The sequence below is a fragment of the Streptomyces sp. ITFR-21 genome (assembly GCF_031844685.1).
Taxonomy (GTDB): domain Bacteria; phylum Actinomycetota; class Actinomycetes; order Streptomycetales; family Streptomycetaceae; genus Actinacidiphila.
This window is the reverse complement of the sequence record NZ_CP134605.1, coordinates 3,436,532-3,459,157: the sequence shown is the minus strand read 5'-3', so window position 1 is coordinate 3,459,157 and position 22,626 is coordinate 3,436,532. Positions and strand designations below refer to the sequence as shown.

The window sequence follows — 22,626 nt, the reverse complement described above, 5'->3', positions numbered from 1 at the left end:
CGCGGGATCACACGGCGGACAGAAGGACCGCGGGGCTCTCCACGCAGTCCGCCACGAATCGCAGGAAGCCGCCCGCGGCGGCGCCGTCGCAGACCCGGTGGTCGAAGGTGAACGACAGCTGCACCACCTGCCGTACCGCCAACTCCCCTTCCCGCACCCACGGCTTGGGCACGATCCGGCCGACCCCGAGCATCGCCGCCTCCGGGTGGTTGATGATCGGCGTGGAGCCGTCCACCCCGAACACCCCGTAGTTGTTCAGCGTGAACGTCCCCCCGGTCAGCTCGCCCGGCGTCAACGACCCGTCCCTGGCCGCCCGGGTCAGCCGGCCGATCTCGGCGGACAGCCCGGCCGTGGTCCTGGACTGCGCGTCGCGCAGCACGGGCACCATCAGCCCGCGCTCGGTCTGCGCGGCGAAGCCGAGGTGCACGGCGGGCAACCGTACGATCTCGCCCCGCTCGGTGTCCACCGTGGCGTTCAGCTCCGGGTACCGGGCCAGCGCCGCCGTGCTGATCCGGGCGAGCAGCGCGAGCACCGATATCCGCTCGGCGCCCGCGGCCTGCGCGGCGGCGTTCATCACGGCGCGGGCCGCGACCAGTTCGGTGGCGTCCGCGTCCACCCAGCAGGTCGCGTCCGGGATCTCCCGGCGGCTGCGGGCCAGCTTCTCCGCGACGGCGCCGCGTACGCCCCGCAGGGGGACACGTTCGGCTACTGCCGCGACGCCCCGGCGCGACGCCCCGGCGGGGACGGAGCCGGGGGCGGGGGCGGGCGTCGGCGGTTGTGCCCGGGGCTCGGCCGGGCCCGCGGGCTCCGCCCGGCCCTGTGACCGGGCTCCGCCGGGTGCTTGTGCTCGCGGCAGCCCGCGGACCTGCTCATCGGCCAGGTCGGCCGGGTCAGCCGGGTCGGCAAGCCGGGCGACCGCCCGCTGAACGTCCGCCCGCAGGATCAGCCCGTCCGGACCGGTGCCGTCCACCGCCCGCAGGTCCAGGCCCTGTTCCCGCGCCAGCCGGCGGACCAGCGGGGAGATCACCGCCACCGGGCCGCCGTCGCGCGCGGCGCTCGCTTCCCGGCCCGGGAAGCGGGCGCCCGGACCGCCCGGAGAAACCTCGGCGGGACCGCCCGCCCCGCCGCTCTCCACCGGTACCGCCACCGCCTCCGGCACCGACCGGGCGACGGCCGCGGCCGCCCCGGCGCTGTCATTCGCCGCCGTGCCGATCCCCCGCACCCGCTTGCGCCGCCGCGCCGCCGGACCGGTCCCGTAACCGACCAGGACGTTGCCCGAACCCTCGTCGCCCGAGCCTTCATCATTCGAGCCGTCCGCCGCGCCGCGCTCGGACCTCGGACCTCCCGGCCCCGGGTCTTCCGACCCCAAATCCCGCCGCGTACCGTCGCCCGACCCGACCGCGACCGTCACCAAGGGGCGGCCGACCGCCATGGTCTCGCCCTCATCCCCGAAGCGGGCGGTGACCACGCCCGCGTAGGGGCAGGGGACCTCGACCACCGCCTTGGCGGTCTCCACCTCCACCACCGGCTGGTCGACGGCGACCACTTCGCCGACCTCCACCAGCCAGCGGACGATCTCCGCCTCCGTCAGGCCCTCGCCCAGGTCGGGCAGGGTGAACTCCTTGACGACCGCCATCACCCCTCCTCCTCTTGCAGGCGTCCCACGGCGTCCAGTACCCGGTCGACCCCGGGCAGGTGGTGCCGCTCCAGCATCGGCGGCGGATAGGGGATGTCGAACCCGGCGACCCGCAGCACCGGCGCCTCCAGGTGGTGGAAGCACCGCTCGGTGATCCGGGCGGCTATCTCCGCGCCCACGCCGCCGAAACCGGACGACTCGTGCACGACGACCGCCCGCCCGGTGCCGCGTACCGCCGCCGCGACCGTCTCCTCGTCGAAGGGCACCAGGCTGCGCAGGTCCACCACGCCCAGGTCCCAGCCCTCCTCCTTCGCCGCCTCGGCCGCCTCCAGGCACACCGCCAGCGAAGGGCCGTAGGTGATCAGGGTGGCGGTGCGTCCGGTGCGGCGCACCACGGCCCGCCCGATCGGCGGCACCTCGGCCGGCTCCTGGGGTGACCAGTCCGCCTTGGACCAGTAGAGGCGCTTGGGCTCCAGAAAGACCACCGGGTCGTCGGAGGCGATGGCGGCCCTGAGCAGCCCGTAGGCGTCCGCCACCGTCGCGGGGGTGACGACGTGCAGCCCGGGAGTGTGCGCGTAGTAGGCCTCGGAGGAGTCGCTGTGGTGCTCCACGCCGCCGATGCCCCCGCCGTAGGGGATACGGACGGTGATCGGCAGCGGCAGGGCGCCCCGGGTGCGGTTGCGCATCTTGGCGACGTGGCTGACGAGCTGTTCGAAGGACGGGTAGGCGAAGGCGTCGAACTGCATCTCCACCACCGGCCGCAGCCCGTACATGGCCATGCCTACGGCGGTGCCGAGGATGCCGGCCTCGGCGAGCGGGGTGTCGGTGCAGCGCTGCTCGCCGAACTCCTCGGCGAGGCCGTCGGTGATCCTGAAGACACCGCCCAGGGTGCCGACGTCCTCGCCGAGCACATGGACCGAGGGATCACCGGCCAGGGCGTCGCGCAGCGCCTGGTTCAGCGCCCGTGCCATGGTCGCCGGTTTCCGCGCCGGTGCGGCGGCGCGGTCGGCGGCCCGGGTCGCGGTGGTCATGACGGCCGCCCCGCTTCCCGCCCGGCCTCGAGCTCCGCCCGGAGTTCGGCCCGCAGCTGGGCCTCCTGCTGGCGCAGTTGCTGGGTGGGCTCGGCGTAGACGTGTGCGAACAGCTCCGTGGGGTCGAGCCGGGGGTCGGCGTTCATCCGCTCCCGCAGGGCGGCGGCCATGGTCTCCGCCTCGTCCGCGACGGTCCGCCGCCAGGTGTCGTCGAGCAGGCCGCGTCCGGCCATCTCCCGCTCCAGCAGGGTGATCGGATCGTGTTCCCGCCAGGCGCCGACCTCGCTGTCGGCGCGGTAACGGGTGGCGTCGTCGGCGTTGGTGTGCGCGTCGATCCGGTAGGTGACCGCTTCCACCAGGGTGGGTCCGCCGCCGGTCCGGGCCCGTTCGACGGCCTCGGTCAGCACCTCGTACACAGCCGCCGCGTCGTTGCCGTCCACCAGCCGGCCCGGCATCCCGTACCCGACCGCCTTGTGGGCGAACGTCGGGGCCGCGGTCTGCTTGGCGATCGGCACGGAGATCGCGAAGCCGTTGTTCTGGACCAGGAACACCGCCGGCGCCCGCCAGACCGCCGCGAAGTTGAGCGCTTCGTGGAAGTCGCCCTCGCTGGTTCCGCCGTCGCCGACCATGGCGAGGGCCACCACGTCGTCGCCGCTGAGGCGCGCGGCGTGCGCGAGTCCGACGGCGTGCGGGAGCTGGGTGGCGAGCGGGGTGCTGAGCGGGGCCACCCGTTGGGCGCGCGGGTCGTAACCGGTGTGCCAGTCGCCGCGCAGCAAGGTGAGCGCCTCCACCGGGTCCACGCCGCGGGTGACGACGGCGAGGGTGTCGCGGTAGCTGGGGAAAAGCCAGTCCTGGGCCCGCAGGGCGAGCGCGGCGGCCACCTCGCATGCCTCCTGGCCGGTGCTGGACGGGTACACGGCCAGCCGGCCCTGCTTGGTCAGTGCGGTGGCCTGCTGGTTGAAGCGCCGGCCGCGGACGAGCTGTCCGTACAGCGTCCGCAGCAGCGCGGGGTCGAACCTGGCGGCGGCGGGGGTGCCGAGCAGCCGGTGCGGCTCCGGGTCGGGCAGCAGCGGCGCGGCATCGGTGCGGGGGCGCCAAGCAGGGGTGTCCAGCACGGTCATCGCAAGCACCTCCTTGTGATCGGAGACCGGGGTCCGGTCGGGGGTTCGGTCGGGCGTGAGCGGGTTCCGCCCTCCCAACCGATTGTTCGGTCGCCGGAGGCATTCTGGCTACGGGGTCGTCCCGCCTGTGGACAAACGGTTCTGCACAGCCTGAGATGGAGCCAGTACGTCCATGGTATGGAGCTTCCGGGGGATGGCGAGCGAACAGATGGCCGACGACGAACCAGTGATCCGACCTCTGGACCCGATCGACCGCACGATTCTGCGGCTGCTGCAAGAGGATGGACGGGCCTCGATACGCTCCGTGGCCGAACGCGTACACGTATCACGGGCCAACGCGTACGCCAGGATCAACCGGCTGATCGAGGACGGAGTGATCCGAGGATTCACCGCTCGCCTGGACCACGAGCGGGCCGGGCGCGGACTGTCCGCGTACATCACGCTCAAGATCGTCCAGAACTCCTGGCGGACCGCCCGGGAAAAACTCATCACCCTTCCGGGTGTAGCCCATATCGCCCTGGTGAGTGGCGATTTCGACGTGCTGCTGCTGGTCCACACCGCGGACAACCGCAGTCTGCGCGAGCTGGTACTGACCCGGCTGCAGGCGATCGAGGAAGTGCTCAGCAGCAGGACGCTGCTCGTCTTCGAGGAGACCGACCTGCTCGTCGGCGACTGAACGGGCCGGCTTCGCCCCCCGTCCGCCCGTCCGGGTGACGGGCCGCGGGCCGGCCCCGCCCGGCCGCGCAAGCCGCCGGCCCCTCCCGTACCCCGTCCCGAAGGGCGGTCACGTACGGCGAGCCGTCACCCGCGCAGCCCGTCGAACGCCAGCCGCACCACCGCGTCCTCGACCTGGGCGCCCTCGACGGCGCCCTTTCCGTCGGGCCGGTACCACTCCACGATCGAGTTGATCATCCCGAACAGCAGCCTGGTCGCGAGCCTGGGCTCCACGTCGGCCCGCAGATCGCCCTCCCGCACGGCGGCCCTCAGCACAGCGGAGACCCGCTGGTCGAACTCCCTGCGGCGTTCCATCGCCCACCGCTCGGTCTTCGTGTTGCCCCGCACCCGCAGCAGCAAGGTGACGTAGGGGAGTTCCTTCATCAGCACCCGTGTCGTACGCCGGGTGACGTGCTCCAGCCGCTCGACCGCGGGGCCGTCGCACGACTCCGGCTCCTCCAGAATGCCGAAGAGACCGTCCAGGGCACGACCCACCGCCCTGTTGAGCAATTCCTCCTTGCCGCGGACGTGGTGATAGATGGACGACTTGGAGATGCCCGCCGCGCGTGAGAGGTCCTCCATCGAGGTGCCGTCGTAGCCGCGCTCGTTGAAGACCCGCACGGCGACGGCGAGCAGCGAGTCAGGTGTGTACGTGTCGCGCTTGGACATGGTCATGAGGAGATCACATTTTCAGCCACGGCCGCACGCCTTCTCAGTTCCGGGCAGGGGGCGTAGCGGCCGGTGGGGTACCAGGCGTGCAGGCCGTCGAGGAGTTCGCGTACGTAGGACACCGAGATGCGCTCGCCCCACTCCAGGGGGCCCAGCGGGTAGTTGACGCCCGACCGCATCGCGGTGTCCACGTCCTCCCGGGAGGCCACGCCTTTGGCCACCGCGTCGACGGCCAGGTCCACCAGCATGGCGACGGTCCGCGCCACGACCATGCCGGGCACGTCCGCGACGACGCTCACCTTCTTGCCCAGCGCCTGGAACAGACCGGTCGCCTGAGCGACGGCGTCCGCGGGAACCGCCCCGGACGGCGCGATCGCGATCCGGGTGGCCGCGCGGTAGTCCAGCGCCAGGTCGAACTGCACCGCCGGGGCACCCGGCGGGCGGCCGTCCGCCAGGTGAAGGGGAGTCCCGGCGGGGAGGAGGACGACGCCGCGGGCGCCGGGCGACTCGCCGCCGCGTGACCGCCGGGACGGATCCCGGCGTACGTCGATCCCGGACCGTTCGGCGAGCGCGACCAGCTCACGGGCGGGCCCCAGGTCGCCGCGCACCGTGACGAAGGTCGGGGCGGCCTCGGGCCCGGCGGTGTGCGGTTCCGGCGCGCCTGCCGCGCCGGGGCCATAGGAGAACCAGCCCCGGCCGGACTTGCGGCCGAGCCGCCCCGACTCGACCAGCCGACGCTGGGCGAGCGAGGGCGTGAACTTCGGGTCGTGACTGAACGCCTCCCACACCGAGCGGGTGACGGTCTCGTTGACGTCCTGGCCGATCAGGTCCATCAGGGCGAAGGGGCCCATGGCGAAGCCGCCGCACTCGCGCAGCAGTGCGTCGATCGTGGCCGGGTCGGCGGCCCGCTCCTCGTACACCCGCAGCGCCTCCGCGTAGAAGGGGCGGGCGACGCGGTTGACCAGGAACCCCGGGGTGTCGGCGCAGCGCACCGGGGTCTTCCCCCAGGCGGCGGCGGTGTCGAAGGCCGAGGCGACGGCCTCGGCGTCGCTGGCCGCGCCTGCGACGACCTCGACCAGCGGAAGCAGCGGCGCGGGGTTGAAGAAGTGCAGGCCGACCAGGCGGCCGGGCCGGCGCAGGGCGCCCGCCACCGCGGTGACCGACAGCGAGGAGGTGTTGGTCGCCAGCAGGCAGCCGTCACCGACGACCGCTTCGAGTTCGGCGAACAGCCGCTGCTTGACGGCGAGGTCCTCGACCACGGCCTCCACCGCCAGCCCCGCCCCGGCCAGGTCCCCGACGCCGTCGGCCGCCGCGAGCCGGTCGAGCGCCGCCTTGCGCGCGGTGTCCGCCAGCCGGCCTTTGGTCACCAGGTGGTCCAAGCGGCCCGCGACCGCCTCCACGGCGGCCCCGGCCTGGCCGGGCGCCGCGTCGTGGAGCAGTACGCGGTGCCCGGCCAGCAGCGCGACCTGCGCGATTCCCCGGCCCATGGTGCCCGCGCCGACGACGGCCACGACGCTGTTGCGGTCAAGTGCGCTCACGGTTGCCACGACTCCTCGCCGGGTTGTCCCCGAATCGTCCGTTGTGCAGGTGTCAGAAGTTGTCCACAGGCCGGGAAGGTCCGCTTGTCCCGACCGAACATTCGGTTAATCTAGCGGTGTACCCGTCCCCCAGCCCAGCTCGACGAGGAGTTGGTCCCATGCCCGCCGATCTCTCCCCCGTGCTCTTGATCGAACGCCACCGCGGCACGCTCGACAAGGCGCTGGAGACCATCAGGACCCGCGAGTACTGGTCCCCCTATCCCGAACATCCGAAGGCGTACGCGGACGCCGAGGGCGGCCGGGCGGCTTTCGAGGCGCTGCGCGGCCACCGTTTCGCGTTGGACCAGCCCGGCACCGACGCCTGGACCGGTGGCGAGCGGTCGCCGTACGGAATAGAGCTGGACGTGCGGTATCCGCACCCCGACCCGGACGTGCTGCTGCCGGCCATGCGCGCGGCCGTGCCCGTCTGGCGGGACGCCGGGCCGGAGGCTCGTGCCATGGTCTGCCTGGAGATCCTGGCCCGGATCAACGCCCGGACGCCCGAGTTCGCGCACGCGGTCATGCACACCTCCGGTCAGGCCCTCACCATGGCTTTCCAGGCGGGCGGCCCGCACGCGCAGGACCGCGGCCTGGAAGCGGTGGCGTACGCGTACGTGGAGCAGGTCCGCATCCCGGAGACGGCGCAGTGGATCAAGCCGCAGGGCAAGCGGGACCCGCTCGGCCTGCGCAAGACCTTCACCGCCGTGCCGCGCGGCGTCGGCCTGGTGATCGGCTGCAACACCTTCCCCACCTGGAACGGCTACCCGGGCCTGTTCGCGTCCCTGGCCACCGGAAACGCGGTACTGGTCAAACCGCACCCGCGGGCGGTGCTGCCGCTCGCGCTCACCGTGTCCGTCGCCCGCGAGGTACTGACCGAGGCCGGCTTCCCGCCCGACCTGGTCTGCCTGGCCGCCGAGCAGCCGGGCGAGGGCCTGGCCAAGACCCTCGCGCTCCGGCCGGAGATCCGCGTCATCGACTACACCGGCTCCACCGGCTTCGGCGACTGGCTGGAGGCCAACGCCCGGCAGGCGCAGGTCTACACCGAGAAGGCCGGGGTCAACACCGTGCTGGTCGACTCCACCGACGACTACCGCGGCATGCTCGCCAACCTGGCGTTCTCCCTCTCCCTGTACAGCGGTCAGATGTGCACCACACCGCAGAACCTGCTGATCCCCCGGGACGGCATCGGCACCGACGCCGGACCGAAGTCGTACGACGAGGTGGTCGCCGACCTCGCCGCCGCGGTGGACGGGCTGCTCGGCGACGACGCGCGGGCCAACGCGCTGCTGGGCGCCCTGGTGAACCCGGAGGTCAGGGCGCGGCTGGAAGCCGCCGCGGGCATGGGGGAGATCGCTCTCGCCTCCCGTCCCGTCACGCACCCCGACTTCCCGCACGCGGTGGTCCGCACGCCCGCGATGGTCAAGCTCGACGCGGCCAAACCGGACGCGGAGGCGACCTTCATGGCGGAGTGCTTCGGCCCGGTCTCCTTCGCGGTCGCGGTCGACTCGACGCAGGACGGGTTGGACCTGCTCCGGCGCACGATCCGCGAGCAGGGCGCCATGACGGTCGGCGGATACACCACCTCGCCCGAGGTGGAGCGGCAGTTGGAGGAGGTCTGCCGGGAGGAGTGCGCACAGCTCTCGCTGAACCTCACCGGCGGCGTTTACGTCAACCAGACCGCGGCCTTCTCCGACTTCCACGGCTCGGGCGGCAACCCGGCGGCCAACGCGGCGCTGTGCGACGGGGCCTTCGTCGCGAGCCGCTTCCGGATGGTGGAGGTGCGCCGGCCGGCCTGACGCGGGGCACCGGGGCCTGCCGCCGGACACCGCGCCCGCCCGGCTCAGGCGCGCCCCGGGACCAGGGGGGAACGGGATGTGGCCGCCCAGTGGTAGAGCGCCATGCCGACGCTGGTGGCGAGGTTGTAGCTGGAGACCTGCGCCCGCATGGGGAGCGCCACGAGGGCGTCGGCCCGGGCGCGCAGTTCGTCGGAGACTCCGTGCCGTTCGGAGCCGAAGACGACCAGTGAGCCGTCGGGCAGGTCGGTGGCGCGGATGTCCCGCCCCTCCGGGTCCAGTACGAAGAGCGGGCCCGGCGGCAGGGCCGCGGCCTCCCGCTGCTCCACCGCTGTCGCGTAGTGCAGCCCGGCGCCGGACCGCACCGCGTTGGGGTGCCAGGGGTCGAGGTCGCCCGTGGTGACGACCCCGGTGACACCGAAACCGGCGGCCAGCCGGACGACCGCGCCGACGTTCCCGAGGTTGCGGGGCTCATCCAGGACGACGACCGGCGCCCGACGGGGCAGCCGGGTGAGATCGGCCAGGTTCGCCGCCCGGTCCCGGCGGGCGGCGAGAGCGGCCACCGCGGTGGGGTGCACCCGGGTCACCAGGCCGCGCAGTACCGCCGCCGGGACCTCGGTGAGCCCGCCGGTGAGCCGCCCGGTGAGGTCGGGGGCGAGTTCGGCGGCCAGTCGCAGCGTGGCCGCCTTGTCGGCGGTGACCGCGACCCGTACGTCGGCGCCGAAGCGCAAGGCGTGCTTCAGGGCGTGGAAGCCGTCGAGCAGCACCGCGGCGGGGGCGGCCTCCCGCCAGCGCCGTACGGCGTCGTCCTCGGTCATGGCGCCAGCCTAGGGGCCCGGGGGGCGGGCCCGCCCCCGCCCCCGCCCCCGGCCGCGGGGCCGGGGGGCGGGTCAGGAGACGGTGCTGGGCGGCGGGCCGACGGCCGGCTCCATGCCGCCCGGCGAGCGCTGTTCGTGGATCACCGCGCCGGCGGGTCCGCGGGCCGGCCGCACCAGCCGTACCGCCCGGCCGCCGAGCCAGCGCAGGAAACCGGTGGGCAGGAAGACCGCGTCGGCGGCGATCATCGCGAGTGAGAAGAAGGGCAGGCCCAGTACGACGGCGATGGAGGCGTGCTCCAGCATCATCACGCACAGGAGCACGTTCTTCACCCGGCGGTTGAACAGGGTGAAGGGGAAGGCGACCTGGCATATGACGGTGCCGTAGGTGATCAGCATGACCATGATGTCGCTGCCGGCCAGGAGGTGGGACAGCGCAGGCCAGGGGGTGAAGTCGTCCAGGTGCAGCGGGTAGTAGAGCGCGGTGCCGTCCTGCCAGCGGCTGCCCTGGATCTTGTACCAGCCCGCGGTGGAGTAGATCAGGCACACCTCGGCGGCGATCACCAGCATGGCGCCGTTGTGGACGATGTTGGCGACGATGTCGAGCACCGTGCGCGGCTCGCCGGGGGCGTAGCGCCGCACCGCCCACCACACCGCCTGGCCCAGCCAGAAGCCCCAGAGGACCAGCGCCCACCCGGTACTGGGCTTGCCGGCGAGGGAAACCGCGGCCAGGGCGGCGCCGAGCACCGTCCACAGGGCGATGCCGACCGGATCGGCTCCCGCGTGGGGGGAGCGGACCGCGGCGCCGTCGTCGGCCGCGTCGGCGGTGAAGGCGTCGGCGGCGGCGATCTCGGCGGCCTCCCGCGTCCGGGCCACCTGGCGCACCGCCCGGCGGCGGTCGAGGGACCAGACCTGTCCGCAGCGGGCGAAGACGAGGTAGATGGCCATGATGTGGACGACGTTGTCGCCGCCGTCGCCCACGAAGACACTGCGGTTCTGCAGTGACAGCACGCCGACCATGAAGACCAGGGACGAGGTCCGGGTCCGCCAGCCGAGCAGCATCGCCGCGCTCGCCACGATCGCGGCCGCGTAGACCAGCTCGAACCAGGCTCGGCTGTCGCTCCACATCAGCGCGCTGAAGGCGTGGTTGCCGGCGATGAGCTGCTTGGCCAGGTCGAGGCCCCAGGGACTGTCCGGACCGTACAGCTCGTCACGGTGCGGGAACTCCCGCAGCAGGTACAGCAGCCAGGTGAGCCCGAAGCCGATCCGTACGACCGCGCTCTGGTAGGGGCCCAGGGCGGTCTCGGCGGCCCGGCGGAGCCCCCGTGCGATGGCCCGGTCGAGCCCGGCGCCGAAGCCCGCGGGCGGCGTGTCGTCGGCCGGCTCGGCGGCGTGGCTGAGAGGGGCGCTCACGAGGCGTTCTCCTGCCCGGACGACGTGGCGGTCACGACCCACCAGGGAAGCTCCCGATACTGGGTGCTGGTGCTGCTCCGGCCGGCGATCCAGGCAGGCTGCGGGACCTGGGTGGTGGCCGCGCGGGCCTGGATGCGGACCACGTCGCCGCCGTTGAGCCGCGGCCCGAAACGATCCTGCAGGATCCGCTGGAGGTACTCGCGGCTCAGGTCGGCGCGGCCGCCGGTGGGCTGGTCCTGCTGGTCGTGGGTGTCGGTGTAGTAGCCCCAGGCGCGGCGCAGCTCGTTCTGCCGGGTGTGGCTGGGCACGGGGTCGTGCCGCATGGCGGAGACGTCCATGCCGGTCATGTCGACCCAGCCGGTGGTCTCCAGGGTGCCGCCGGGCTTGCGCACCTCGGCCCGCGCCTGGACGTGGACGTTCTGCTGCAACGGGTCCGGGGCGAACAGCTTCCAGTTCTGCTCGAACTCCGGGTAGATGTAGCCGCTGACCGCGGTCGCGTGTTCCTTGCTGAGCGTGTTCGACGGCGCGACGTGCAGGAACACCATGGCGAGGTGGAACAGCGCGGCGACCAGGACAGCGCCCACCGCCACCGCCACGACTATGCGCGCGGGCAGCGACAGCGCCGCCACCCGGGGCGGCCCCTCCGTTGAGTCCATCGTCTCTCCGCTCTCACCGCTGCCCGGCCCCCGGCTGCCGCGCAGCACGCTACCCACGCCGGGCCCCGGCGGTGACCTTACCCAGTTATCCACAGCCTCAGGAACGGCTTGACACCCCCCTCTCGCAGCATCGACCATGGAATGGACCGAACGATCGGTCGGTCCATTGGATCAGGCGACGGAGAGGGAGGGTCCGATGACGACCACCACGCAGTCCCCGGCAACCGCGGCGGCGGACCGGGACGCCATGACGGCCGCCTTCGACGTCGCGGTGGCCGCCGACACCAGGATCGAGCCCCGCGACTGGATGCCGGACGCCTACCGGGCCACGCTCGTCCGCCAGATGGCCCAGCACGCCCACTCCGAGATCATCGGCATGCAGCCGGAGGCCAACTGGATCAGCCGGGCGCCCTCGCTGCGCCGCAAAGCCATCCTGATGGCCAAGGTCCAGGACGAGGCCGGTCACGGCCTCTATCTCTACAGCGCCACCGAGACGCTGGGGGTGAGCCGGGACGAGCTGCTGGACAAGCTGCACGCGGGCCGTCAGCGGTACTCCTCGATATTCAACTACCCGACCCTCACCTGGGCCGACGTCGGCGCCATCGGCTGGCTGGTGGACGGCGCGGCGATCACCAACCAGGTCCCGCTGTGCCGCTGCTCCTATGGTCCCTACGCTCGGGCCATGGTGCGGATCTGCAAGGAGGAGTCCTTCCACCAGCGCCAGGGATTCGAGTCGCTGCTCGCCCTCAGCCGCGGCACCCCCGCGCAACACGCCATGGCACAGGACGCGGTGAACCGGTGGTGGTGGCCGTCGCTGATGATGTTCGGCCCGCCGGACGAGGAGTCCGCCCACTCCGCGCAGTCCACCGCGTGGAAGATCAAGCGGCATTCCAACGACGAGCTACGGCAGCGCTTCGTGGACATCTGCGTCCCGCAGGCCGAGGCCCTGGGCCTGACCCTGCCCGACCCGGACCTGCGGTGGAACGAGACGCGGGGCGGGTACGACCACGGGGCGATCGACTGGAGCGAGTTCCAGCAGGTGCTGCGCGGCAACGGCCCGTGCAACGAGCAGCGGCTCACGCGGCGCCGGACCGCACACGAGGAAGGCGCCTGGGTACGGGACGCGGCCGTGGCCTACGCGGCCAAGCACGGGGAGGGGCAGGTATGACCGAGAACCAGCCGGGGAGCGGGCCGCTCGGCGCCGGATGGCCCCTGTGGGAGGTCTTCGTCCGCAGCCGGCGCGGGCTCAGCCACAGCCACGCCGGAAGCCTGCACGCGCCCGACGCCCTGATGGCGCTCCGCAACGCCCGCGACCTGTACACCCGCCGCGCCGAGGGCGTCTCGGTCTGGGTGGTGCCGTCCACCGCGATCACCGCCTCCTCCCCCGACGAGAAGGACGCGTTTTTCGATCCGGCGGCAGACAAGCCGTACCGCCACCCGACGTTCTACGAGATCCCGGAAGGGGTGAGACACCTGTGACCGCCGTGGAGACGACCGGCGCGGCCCCGGCGGCCCCGGCGACGCGGCTGACCGGCACCGCCGCCGCTGCCGCCCGGGCACTCGGTGACGACGCCCTGGTACTCGCCCAGCGACTGGGGGAGTGGGCCGGGAGCGCCCCGGTGCTGGAGGAGGACGTCGCCCTCACCAACATCGCGCTCGACCTGCTCGGCCAGGCCCGCACCCTGCTCTCGCTGACCGGTGACGAGGACGAGCTGGCGTTCCTGCGCGCGGAGCACGAGTTCCGCAATGTGCAGCTGGTGGAGCGGCCGAACGGGGACTTCGCCGACACCATCGCCCGCCAGCTCTGCTTCTCCGTTCACCAGGAGCTGCTCTACGCCGCGCTGGCGGCGGCCGGCGGGGCGCTGGCACCGCTGGCCGCGAAGGCGGTCAAGGAGGTGGCCTACCACCGCGACCACGCCGAGCAGTGGACGCTGCGGCTCGGCGACGGCACCGAGGAGAGCCACCGCCGGATGCAGCGTGCCCTGGAAGGGGTGTGGCGGTACACGGGCGAGCTGTTCGAGCCGCTGGACGGCCTGGACGTCGACCTGCCGGCGCTGCGCGAGCGCTGGCTGGAGCGGGTGACGGCGATCCTGCGGCGGGCCACGCTGATGCCTCCGGGGGGCCCGGACCGTGTTTTGTGGTCGGCCGGCGCCGGACGGCAGGGCGTGCACACCGAGCCGTTCGGGCTGCTGCTGGCCGAGATGCAGTATCTGCACCGGGCGCACCCGGGGGCGTCATGGTGACCGCCGGGGCCCCCGCCGGGGCGACCGGACCCGGCGCCGTCTCCCCGACCCCGCTGGAGCGCGAACTGCTGCGGCTGGCGGGCGCTGTGCCCGACCCCGAGCTGCCGGTGGTCTCGCTGGCCGAGCTGGGCGTGTTGCGGGGCATACGGGTCCTCGGTCCGGGCCGGGTGGCGGTGGAGCTGACGCCGACCTGGACGGCCTGCCCGGCCATCGACACCATGGCCGCCGATGTCGCCGACGTGCTCAAGGCCCACGGCATGGCCGAGGTGGAGGTGCGGACCGTGCTCGCGCCGGCCTGGTCGACCGACGCGATCAGCCCGGAGGGCCGCCGCAAGCTCGCCGAGGCCGGGGTGGCGCCCCCACGCCACCGGTCCGCTGGCACGGCGGCCGACCCGGGTGGCGCCGGCCCGGTGGCCGTGGACCTGGCGATCCGCTGCCCGCACTGCGGCTCGACCGACACCCGGCTGCTGAGCCGCTTCTCCTCCACCGCGTGCAAGGCGCTGCGGCGCTGTGAGACCTGCCGGGAACCCTTCGACCACTTCAAGGAGGTGTGAATGTTCCATCAGCTCCGGGTGGCGGAGGTTTGCCCGCTCACGGACGACTCGGTGACCATCTCCTTCGAGGTCCCCGACGAACTGCGCGCCGCCTACTGGTACGCGCCGGGCCAGCACATCACCATCCGCCGACAGGTGGGAGGCGTCGAGATCAGGCGGACGTACTCACTGTGCGACCCGGTGCCCGCGGACCCGATACCGGGTGCTTCGGCCACCGGATCAGCGTCCGGGCCGAGACCCGCACCGGCTTCGGGGCCGGTGCCCGGAGCCTCTCGCGGGCCGGCGCGGCTGCGGGTAGGGGTGCGGCTGGTCGAGGACGGCGCGTTCTCCACGTACGCCCTCAAGGAACTGCTGGCCGGCGATGTGCTGGACGTGATGACCCCCGCGGGGCGGTTCGTGCTGGAACCGCGCCCGGGGCGGTTCGCCGCGGTGGTCGGCGGCAGCGGCATCACGCCGGTGCTGGCGCAGATCGGCACGGTGCTGGCGCGGGAGCCGGCGGCGGGCTTCTGCCTGATCCGCAGCGACCGGACGGCCGCGTCCACGATGTTCCTGGAGGAGGTGGCGGACCTGAAGGACCGGTGGCCGGACCGGTTCCAGCTGGTGTCCGCGCTGTCCCGGGAGGACCGGCGGTCGGGGCTGCCGTCCGGGCGCCTTGACGCGGACCGACTGGTCACGCTGCTCCCGGCGCTGCTGCCGGTGTCCGCCGTGGACGCCTGGTTTCTGTGCGGGCCGCTCGGGCTGGTGGGCGCCGCCGAGCACGCGCTGAACGCGCTGGGCGTGCCCCGGTCCCGGGTCCACCAGGAGATCTTCCATGTGGACGAGGTTCCGGCGGGCCCGGCCGCGGCCGGGCCGACGTCCGGCGGCGGCACCGTGCGGGTGACGCTGGACGGCCGGGGTGGCAGCTGGCCGTCGGCGGGCGGCGAGTCCGTACTGGAGACCGTGCTGCGGAACCGGTCGGACGCCCCCTACGCCTGCAAGGGCGGGGTGTGCGGGACCTGCCGGGCGAAGCTGGTCTCCGGTGAGGTGCGGATGGACCGCAACTTCGCGCTGGAGCCCGAGGAGACCGAGGCCGGGTATGTACTGGCGTGCCAGTCGCATCCGGTGACACCGGTGGTCGAGGTGGACTTCGACGCCTGACGGCCGGAAGGTCACCCCAGGCCCTAGATGATTGAGTCCAAGGGTTGGGGTCACGGTTAGTGGTCGTAGGCGGTCAGGGATCGCTTGATGGGTTGCCCGGTTTTGTCGTTGAGCCAGATCGCGGCGGTCAGCGCGAGGACGCGGGACAGGACTCGTGCGGTGACGCCCGCCGGGCTCTTGCCGCCGTGCCGTTCCAGGTCGAGCTGGCCTTTGAGGGTCTGGTTGATCGACTCGATGGTCTGTCGCAACGGTTTGAACAGGTGCGCGCCGGGCCGTTCGGGTTCGCCCTTGCGGGCCGGTCGCAGCAGGTGCAGGTGACGTTCGGTGAGGTCGTGCTCGAAGTCGTGTCCGTAGTAGTTCTTGTCGCCGATGATCGTCTGGCCGGGGTGGGAGGCGGCCACGTCGGGTGCGGTGTCGAGCATGTCGCGCAGGGTCTCGCGTTCGTCGGCCTTCGCGCCGGTCAGCGCGAACAGGACCGGCAGGCCGCCCAGCGTGCACACCAGGTGCAGGCGCAGTCCCCAGAAATACCGGGAGTGCGACGCGCAGTAGCCGTACTCCGCCCAGCCGGCCAGGTCCGACCGTTTCGCGGTCTCCCGCGAGCAGCCGCAGCCGACCGGTGTGGAATCGACCACCCACACGTCGTCGGTCCACAGCGAGGTGTCCCGGGCCAGGATCCGGATGGTGCTGGTGAGCAGGGACGATGCGGCACGCAGTCGCTTGCCGTAGCCGGAGGGCTGGGGCACGTAGGGGAACATGCCGCGGAAGTCGCGGTCGACGCGGCGCAGCCACCGCCGCTCGGAGGTGTACCCGAGCAGCGCCGACATCACCGCCAGAGTGACCAGTTCAGCATCGCTGAGCGTAGGCGCGATCCCCACCTTCGGCCGCCACGGGGCCAGCCCCGGCGAAGCCTTCAACTCATCATCGATCCGGGCATAGAGTGCAGTCGCGAGGGTGTCCAGGTTTGTCTTCACACACCGACCATGGGCGCCCTCGCACCATGTCCGCAGGCGAACCCTTGGACTCATTCATCTAGAGGACGTAGCCCTCGGCGCCGTTGTCGTCCACCACCGGGCGGCCGGCGGCCTCCCAGTCGAGCATGCCGCCGTTGACGTTGACGGCGTCGACGCCCTGCCCGATCAGGTACTGGGTGACCTGTGCCGAACGGCCGCCGACCCGGCAGACCACATGCACCCGGCCGCCCTCGGGGACCTCGGCGAAGCGCGAGACGACCTCGCCCATCGGGATGTGCAGGGCGCCGTCGGCGTGCCCGGCGGCCCACTCGTCGTTCTCGCGGACGTCCAGCAGAATCGCGTCGGCAGGGACGGCGGCGGCATCCACCGCGGGCAGCTGGGAGCGGAACATCGGACGCGGCCTCCTGGGCACGGCAAGAGTTGGCGGTAGCGCACCGGGCGCGAACCGCTGACAGGCAACGGGGAAAAGCTACCTCAGCCGCCGGGGATACCGACCGCCGAGCCGGAAACAGCCGTCGGACAGCGCCGACCGGGCGGCCGGACGAGCGGCCGGTACCGCGTCAGCCGCTGGACGTCTGGTGGACGAGTTCGGCGAGCCGGGCCTCGCGCTGGGCGACCTGGGTCAGCAGCTGCTCGGCGATCTCGTTGAGCAGCGCATCCGGGTCGTCCGGCGCCAGCCCCATCATCTGCCCGATCGCGCTGTCGGCCAGCTCGGCCGCCAGTGCCGCCAGCTTCTCCTTGCGTTCGGCGAGCCATTCCAGGCGGGCGTAGAGCACCTCGGCCTCATCGGGCAGCTCCTCCTCCGGCGCCGGCCCGGCCGCCCATTCCTCCGCCAGGGCCCGCAGCAGGTCCTCGTCGGCGTAGGCGTAGGCCTCGTTGACCCGGGCGATGAAGGCGCTGCGGCGCTCCTTCTCGGCCTCGTCCTGGGCGAGGTCGGGGTGGGCCCTGCGGGCGAGCTCCCGGTAGAGCCGCTGAGCCTCCTTGCCCGGCCGGACCCGGCGAGGCGGATTCGGGTCCTCCACCGGTCGTACCCCGTCCGAGCCCAGCAGCCCGCCGAACAGTTCCTCGACTCCCGGCATGGGCATCACCAGCGCCCTGGCCTCCCAGGCGCGTTCGATGTCCGCCCGGTCGCCGCTGTTCGCCGCGACGGCCTCCGCGATCAGCGCGTCCAGCTCGTCGAGCCGCGCGTACATCGGGCCGAGCCGCTGATGATGGAGCCGGGAGAAGTTCTCGACCTCGACCCGGTAGGTGTCCACCGCGATCTCGAACTCGATCAGGGCCTGCTCGGCCGCGCGCACCGCCTTCGCCAGCCGGTCCTCGGAGCCCGGCGCGGGCGCGGGGGCGGCAGCGGAGGATTCGGTACCGGAGGTGTTGGTCACCCGGACAGCCTAGGCCCTGCGCAACCCATCCCTTTCAGTCAGCGGGCCGGGGCAATGTTCCACGTGAAACATCGCCCCCCGTACGGCGGGCCGCCGTGCCGTACCACCCGACCACGCCGGAGCCCACCACGGTGAGGCACCTCCAGCCGCACCCAGCGCACCCACCCGGTCCGGCCCCCCTGCCCCTCCCGCCCGCTCCCCCTCAGTTCCCCGTCGGCCCCGTCGGTTCCCGGCCGTCCCTCCGTGTTCCCGGCCGTTCGGGGCCGTTCCCGGGTGCTCCCGGGCGCTCCCGGGCGCTCCCGCCCGCTCCCGCCCGCTCCCGCCCGCTCCCGTCAGCGAACGGCACGTCAGCGTCCCACTACCGAGGGGTAATCCGGCAATCCTGTCGACTCCGTCCATGGTTTCGTGCTTGCCTTAGGGCCAAAGGAAGCCCACTCAGCGCCGAACCGCAGGTGCACGACGTTGGACGAGATCACCCGGCAGTCCGCAGCCCCCGACGCAGATCAGCACACCGACCATCCCATCGGTTATGAACAGCGCGAAGACCGAGAGCCGCACGAGCACCCCAAGTTGCCGGACCGGGACGGCCCCCGCAGGCGGCAGAGCATGCTCGCCGCCGGCCGTCCGGCGCCCCGACGTGCCCCCGTACCCGCCGCCGCACCGGACCGGGACCCGCAGCCCCCGGAACCGGCCGACCTGGTCCCCGACGTGGCCGCGCTGGTCCGTCTCGCCGTGCTGTGCGTGGACCCCGACGGCCGCATCTCGTACTGGAACCGGGGTGCCGAGGAGCTGTTCGGCCACCACTGGGAGCACGTCTTCGGCCACCGCGCCTCCGAACTGCTCTCGGCGAGGCCGTCGGGGACGGCCCCGGCCGGCGTGCGGTCCGCCGCCCAGCACCAGGACACCCTCGATCTGCTGGACGACCTCACCCAGCCCGCGTGGGCGGGCGCGCTCGCGGCCACCGATCGGGAAGGCGTCATCAAGGACGTCCTGTGGTGGACCTACCGGATCATGGAGCCGACCGGCCCGAGCCTGCTGGCCATCGCCGCCCACGCCAAACCGCTGCGCACCGGCAGCCTGCGGATCGCCCTCGGCGGGCGGCTGCTGCCCTACACGGCGCAGGGCCCACAGCGGCAGGACATCTCCGTCGCGGCGGTACTGACGCCCGCCGACGACCCGGCGCGGGCCCGCGCCATGGCCGCCCGGCTGCGCGGTGTACTGCCCGGTGTCAGTCCCGGCCGGCTGGACCGCATCGTGCGGCAGATCGCGCCGCTCGGGCAGCCCGGTCTGGAGGTCGAGGGCAGCACCCGGCTGCCGGTCGTCCCGCACGACTACGCCCAGGTCAGCGCCGCCTCGCGGGCCGCCGCCCGGTCCGTCCGCCGGGAGCTGCCGCCACCCCCGTATCCCGACGGCCCCGCCGCCGGCGGCGCCACCCCGCCGGTCGGCGACCTGTCCAGGGCGTCCGCGCTCACCGCCGTGCCGCTGCCCTCGGTCACCTCGCTGTCCCCGGCGTCGTCGTCCCCCGGTTTCACCGCCGTGCCGACCACCGCCGCGGCCCGGCAGACCCCCCGCCCGACCGCCGGCACCGCGCTGGACGAGCAGCTCGCGCTGCTCCGCGAGACCGGCGCGGTGGTGGGCTCCACCCTCGATCTGCAGACCACCGCCCGCGAGCTGTGCACGGTCACAGTGCCGCGATTCGCCGACTTCGCGGCCGTCCTCATCGTGGAGGAGCTCTTCTCCGACACCGAGCCGCCCAACGACGACCGGCCCCGCAGCACCGTGCTCATCCGCCGGGTCGCCATCGCCTACGAGGGTCCGCCCGGGGTCTGGGAGGCGGCCCTCCCCGAGGGCGAGCTGCTGACGCTGCCCGCCGCGCAGATCGTGCCGCGGGCCGGCGACCCCGTGCTCATCCCCGTCGTCGACCCGACCCTCGCCCCCGACATCGCGAGCGACCTGGGGGTGCCATCGCTCGCCCCGCTGCTGCCCGGCCACTCCATGATCGTGGCGCCGCTCAGCGCGCGCGGCACCGTACTCGGCCGGGTGTGCTTCCTGCGCGGACCCGGGCGCCGCCCGTTCGACGCCCGCGACGCCGCCACCGCCACCGAGGTGGTGTCCCGCGGCGCCGTACACATCGACAACGCCCGGCTGCACCTCCAGGAGTCGCGCGCCGCCGCCACCTTGCAGCGCTCCATGATGCCGACCCGGCCGCCCCGCATCCCCGGGGTCCGCATCGCGCACCACTACATGCCGGGTGACCGGCAGGCCCAGGTCGGCGGCGACTGGTTCGACGCGATCCAGCTGCCCGGCGGCCGGGTCGCACTGATCGTGGGCGACGTGATGGGACACGGCCTGCAGGCGGCGACGGTGATGGGCCAGTTCCGTACCGCCGTGATCACCATGGCGGCCCTGGACCTGCCGCCGGCGCAGCTGCTGCGCCACCTCGACAACCTGGCCCACCGGCTGAGCCCCGAGCACCTAGCGACCTGCGTGTACACCGTCTACGACCCGATCGCGCGCACCTTGACCCTCGCCAACGCCGGCCATATCCCGCCGGTGCTGTCGGCCGGCTACGACGGGCGCAGCGAGTTGCTGGAGATCCCCGGCGGCGCGCCGATCGGGGTGGGCGGGGTGCCGTTCGAGACCGTGGAGGTCCCGGTACCGGACGGCAGCTGGCTGGTGCTGTGCACGGACGGGCTGGTGGAAGTGCGCGGGCAGGGCATAGACGCCGGGCTGGCCGCCCTGTGCGCCACCGTGATCGAACCGGAGCAGACGCCCGAGGACGTATGCGCGCAGATCCTGGCCCGGGTGCACTCGGAGGACCGCAGGGATGACGTCGCGCTGCTCGTCGCCCGGTTCGAGGGCATCCCGCCGCAGGACGTGGCGCGCTGGACGCTGCGCCTGGACAACTCCGAGGTGGCCGCCGCCCGGGACCTGACCCGCCGCCAACTGGCCGCATGGGGCCTGGGACGGCTCAGCGACACCACGGAGTTGCTGGTCAGCGAGCTGGTGACCAACGCGATACGGGCAGCGTCGTACGAGGTCGAGCTACGGTTGATGCGGGTCGGCAAACTGCTGGTCGAGGTGAGCGACGACAACCACAACATGCCGCATCTCCAGCGCGCGGACGCCGACGACCAGCAGGGGCGGGGGCTCGCCCTGGTCTCGCAGCTTTCACAGCGCTGGGGGACCAGTCGCAAGGCGGTCGGCAAGGTCGTCTGGTTCGAACTGCCGCTGCCGACCGCCTGATCCGGCCGTCGGCCCGCTCACCGGGCGGACGCCGTGGCCCCGGGCCGAGTCCGGTCGGCCTCGGCACCACACGGCATCGCGGCGTGCCGCGGCCTCGGCCGCGGCAGTGGCAGTGGGCCCGAGGCGGTGGGCCGCCCCAAGGCCGTGGGGCGCCCTCGGCGGCCGACGCCGTCAGCAGCCGACGTTCTCGTCCCCGCCACACGCCCCGGATCCCAGCACCTCGGCCGCGATCAGCACGTCCTCGGCGGCCGTCCCGACGCAGGGGCTGTTCTCCGGGAGGTACGTCTGCGCCCACTGACCCAGCTCGTGCAGAGCCGGCCGGATGGCGAGACCCGCCTCGGTCAGTCCGTAGCTGACCCGCAGCGGCGGCCCGGGATCCACCTCGCGGACCACCAGCCCCGCGTCGGCGAGTTCGGTCAGCCGGTCGGACAGCATGCGTTCGCTGATCCTGGGGATGGCCCGGCGCAGCTCGGCGAAATAGGCGGCGCGCTGAGTGAGAACGGCCACGATCAGGCCCGTCCAGCGCTTGCCGAACAGCTCGAAGACCCTGGTCAGGGCCACATCGACGCCGGTACACGGTACCCGCGCCGGCAACTGCTGTCCCCGTTCCATGTCCTCAGCGTACCCCGGCACCAGGCCCGAGCCGCAAAAAAGTAAGTAGCTGTGTTATCAATAGCTACGTACCAAACTGCGGCGCGGTTGACGACGTACAACGCCGTACGGCGACCCGTGCCCGTTCCCGATCTACCTGAATGAGGCTTCCCGTGGCCACCCTGCTGCACATCGACTCCTCCGCATTCTACGAAACCTCGGTCTCCCGCGAGGTCACCGCCATCTTCCGCAAGGAGTGGGAGAGCCAGCACCCGGACGGGACCGTGATCTACCGCGATCTCGCCAAGGACCCGCTGCCCCACCTGGACGCACACGCGATCGCCAGCGCCTTCGCCCCGGCCGAAAGCCACACCCCCGAGCAGGCGGCGGGAGCCGCGTTGCGTGCGGAGCTGGCCGACGAGCTGGAGCGCGCCGACGCGATCCTGATCGGCACTCCGATGTACAACTTCACCATCCCCTCCACCCTCAAGGCGTGGCTGGACCAGGTGATCATCAGCGGCCGGACCTCCGGCGAGTCCCCCTCGGCGGCCGGCAAGCCGACCACCGTGGTCGTCGCGCGCGGCGGCGGCTACGGTCCGGGCACGCCGCGGGAGAGCTTCGAGTTCGTGGCGACGTACCTGGAGAAGGTGCTGACCGGGCTGCTGGGGCTGGACGTCGACTTCATCATCCCCGAACTCACCCTGGCCCGGCAGGTGCCGGCGATGGCCGACCTGGTCGAGCTGGCCGACGCCTCGCGCACGAAGGCGCAGGCGGACGCGGCGGCCAAGGCCAAGACGCTGGCCGCGCGGTTCGTCGTCGCCTGACCCCGGCCGGCGCCCGGCATTCGTCGCCTGCGCCCCCTACGGCCGGCCGGCCCCCTCGGTCGGCTGACCCCCCGCCTCACCCCAACCCGGCCTGGCGGCTGCCGGCGCGGCACCCGCCGCCCGGACATCCGCCCGGCCGCGTACGGGTCCGCCGAGCCCGCCGCGCCGGGGCAGGCACACTCGGGCCGTGGCCACCGGCGCTCTCGCCACCGGTGGCCGCGGCCCCGCCGTCCGCGCGGCTGTCCGTCCGTCGCGT

Annotated in this window: 21 protein-coding genes; 9 read left to right on the top strand and 12 right to left on the bottom strand. The window is 73.1% G+C overall.

Features of this window, described 5'->3' with window-relative positions:
• Positions 1-7: 7 nt before the first annotated feature.
• The 3 genes from RLT57_RS15130 to pdhA are packed head-to-tail and all read right to left on the bottom strand — an operon-like array spanning position 8 to position 3,788.
• Entirely contained in the window at positions 8-1,636 is a 1,629-nt protein-coding gene (locus tag RLT57_RS15130) for a dihydrolipoamide acetyltransferase family protein (protein WP_311297917.1), read from the bottom strand.
• A complete protein-coding gene (locus RLT57_RS15125; protein WP_311297916.1) occupies positions 1,636-2,667 on the bottom strand; it encodes an alpha-ketoacid dehydrogenase subunit beta in 1,032 nt (343 codons plus the stop codon). Before RLT57_RS15125 ends, RLT57_RS15130 begins: the two co-directional genes overlap by 1 nt.
• The gene (gene pdhA / locus RLT57_RS15120) at positions 2,664-3,788 is read right to left on the bottom strand and encodes a pyruvate dehydrogenase (acetyl-transferring) E1 component subunit alpha (RefSeq protein WP_311297915.1); all 1,125 of its coding nucleotides are present in this window, start codon (positions 3,786-3,788) and stop codon (positions 2,664-2,666) included. Before pdhA ends, RLT57_RS15125 begins: the two co-directional genes overlap by 4 nt.
• Positions 3,789-3,981: 193 nt before the next feature.
• Between pdhA and RLT57_RS15115 the strand changes: the two genes are divergently transcribed.
• On the top strand, positions 3,982-4,464 hold the full coding sequence (locus tag RLT57_RS15115) for an Lrp/AsnC family transcriptional regulator (RefSeq protein ID WP_311297914.1): 483 nt from the start codon (positions 3,982-3,984) through the stop codon (positions 4,462-4,464).
• A 125-nt stretch (positions 4,465-4,589) separates the two neighbouring features.
• Here the strand turns inward: RLT57_RS15115 and RLT57_RS15110 are convergent, their stop codons facing one another.
• Both RLT57_RS15110 and RLT57_RS15105 read right to left on the bottom strand, forming a co-directional pair.
• A complete protein-coding gene (locus RLT57_RS15110) occupies positions 4,590-5,177 on the bottom strand; it encodes a TetR/AcrR family transcriptional regulator (RefSeq protein ID WP_311297913.1) in 588 nt (195 codons plus the stop codon).
• On the bottom strand, positions 5,174-6,709 hold the full coding sequence (locus RLT57_RS15105) for a 3-hydroxyacyl-CoA dehydrogenase (protein ID WP_311297912.1): 1,536 nt from the start codon (positions 6,707-6,709) through the stop codon (positions 5,174-5,176). The genes RLT57_RS15110 and RLT57_RS15105 overlap by 4 nt, the downstream gene beginning before the upstream one ends.
• A 158-nt stretch (positions 6,710-6,867) precedes the next feature.
• Between RLT57_RS15105 and paaN the strand changes: the two genes are divergently transcribed.
• Positions 6,868-8,544 (top strand): phenylacetic acid degradation protein PaaN, encoded by a 1,677-nt coding sequence (gene paaN / locus RLT57_RS15100; RefSeq protein WP_311297911.1) that lies wholly within the window; start codon positions 6,868-6,870, stop codon positions 8,542-8,544.
• 44 nt (positions 8,545-8,588) lie between these two features.
• On the opposite strand, the gene RLT57_RS15095 is transcribed toward paaN, so the two are convergent.
• From RLT57_RS15095 to RLT57_RS15085, 3 genes are all read right to left on the bottom strand, one after another.
• Positions 8,589-9,359: a TrmH family RNA methyltransferase gene (locus RLT57_RS15095; protein WP_311297910.1), complete on the bottom strand. Its 771-nt coding sequence runs from the start codon at positions 9,357-9,359 to the stop codon at positions 8,589-8,591.
• 72 nt (positions 9,360-9,431) lie between these two features.
• A complete protein-coding gene (locus tag RLT57_RS15090; RefSeq protein WP_399128706.1) occupies positions 9,432-10,769 on the bottom strand; it encodes an HTTM domain-containing protein in 1,338 nt (445 codons plus the stop codon).
• Complete coding sequence (locus RLT57_RS15085) at positions 10,766-11,425, bottom strand: DUF5819 family protein (RefSeq protein ID WP_311297909.1); 660 nt, start codon at positions 11,423-11,425, stop codon at positions 10,766-10,768. The genes RLT57_RS15090 and RLT57_RS15085 overlap by 4 nt, the downstream gene beginning before the upstream one ends.
• A 196-nt stretch (positions 11,426-11,621) precedes the next feature.
• Here RLT57_RS15085 and paaA point away from each other — a divergent pair, with 196 nt between their 5' ends.
• The 5 genes from paaA to RLT57_RS15060 are packed head-to-tail and all read left to right on the top strand — an operon-like array spanning position 11,622 to position 15,359.
• Positions 11,622-12,593 (top strand): 1,2-phenylacetyl-CoA epoxidase subunit PaaA, encoded by a 972-nt coding sequence (gene paaA / locus RLT57_RS15080; protein WP_311297908.1) that lies wholly within the window; start codon positions 11,622-11,624, stop codon positions 12,591-12,593.
• On the top strand, positions 12,590-12,904 hold the full coding sequence (paaB, locus tag RLT57_RS15075) for a 1,2-phenylacetyl-CoA epoxidase subunit PaaB (RefSeq protein ID WP_311297907.1): 315 nt from the start codon (positions 12,590-12,592) through the stop codon (positions 12,902-12,904). The genes paaA and paaB overlap by 4 nt, the downstream gene beginning before the upstream one ends.
• Positions 12,901-13,668, top strand: a complete 768-nt coding sequence (gene paaC / locus RLT57_RS15070; protein WP_311297906.1) for a 1,2-phenylacetyl-CoA epoxidase subunit PaaC — start codon at positions 12,901-12,903, stop codon at positions 13,666-13,668. The genes paaB and paaC overlap by 4 nt, the downstream gene beginning before the upstream one ends.
• On the top strand, positions 13,662-14,222 hold the full coding sequence (paaD, locus tag RLT57_RS15065) for a 1,2-phenylacetyl-CoA epoxidase subunit PaaD (protein ID WP_311297905.1): 561 nt from the start codon (positions 13,662-13,664) through the stop codon (positions 14,220-14,222). The genes paaC and paaD overlap by 7 nt, the downstream gene beginning before the upstream one ends.
• Positions 14,223-15,359, top strand: coding sequence for a 2Fe-2S iron-sulfur cluster-binding protein (locus RLT57_RS15060; protein WP_311297904.1), 1,137 nt, complete (start codon positions 14,223-14,225; stop codon positions 15,357-15,359).
• A gap of 56 nt (positions 15,360-15,415) precedes the next feature.
• Here the strand turns inward: RLT57_RS15060 and RLT57_RS15055 are convergent, their stop codons facing one another.
• From RLT57_RS15055 to RLT57_RS15045, 3 genes are all read right to left on the bottom strand, one after another.
• Positions 15,416-16,330, bottom strand: coding sequence for an IS982 family transposase (locus tag RLT57_RS15055; RefSeq protein ID WP_311296332.1), 915 nt, complete (start codon positions 16,328-16,330; stop codon positions 15,416-15,418).
• 58 nt (positions 16,331-16,388) lie between these two features.
• Entirely contained in the window at positions 16,389-16,721 is a 333-nt protein-coding gene (locus RLT57_RS15050) for a rhodanese-like domain-containing protein (protein WP_311297903.1), read from the bottom strand.
• A gap of 169 nt (positions 16,722-16,890) precedes the next feature.
• A complete protein-coding gene (locus RLT57_RS15045) occupies positions 16,891-17,709 on the bottom strand; it encodes a J domain-containing protein (RefSeq protein WP_311297902.1) in 819 nt (272 codons plus the stop codon).
• 462 nt (positions 17,710-18,171) lie between these two features.
• Here RLT57_RS15045 and RLT57_RS15040 point away from each other — a divergent pair, with 462 nt between their 5' ends.
• Complete coding sequence (locus RLT57_RS15040; protein WP_311297901.1) at positions 18,172-20,955, top strand: SpoIIE family protein phosphatase; 2,784 nt, start codon at positions 18,172-18,174, stop codon at positions 20,953-20,955.
• A gap of 171 nt (positions 20,956-21,126) precedes the next feature.
• Here RLT57_RS15040 and RLT57_RS15035 read toward each other — a convergent pair whose 3' ends face one another.
• Positions 21,127-21,567, bottom strand: a complete 441-nt coding sequence (locus tag RLT57_RS15035; RefSeq protein ID WP_311297900.1) for a winged helix-turn-helix transcriptional regulator — start codon at positions 21,565-21,567, stop codon at positions 21,127-21,129.
• Between the two features lie 152 nt (positions 21,568-21,719).
• Here RLT57_RS15035 and RLT57_RS15030 point away from each other — a divergent pair, with 152 nt between their 5' ends.
• On the top strand, positions 21,720-22,370 hold the full coding sequence (locus RLT57_RS15030; protein ID WP_311297899.1) for an FMN-dependent NADH-azoreductase: 651 nt from the start codon (positions 21,720-21,722) through the stop codon (positions 22,368-22,370).
• Positions 22,371-22,626: the final 256 nt, after the last annotated feature.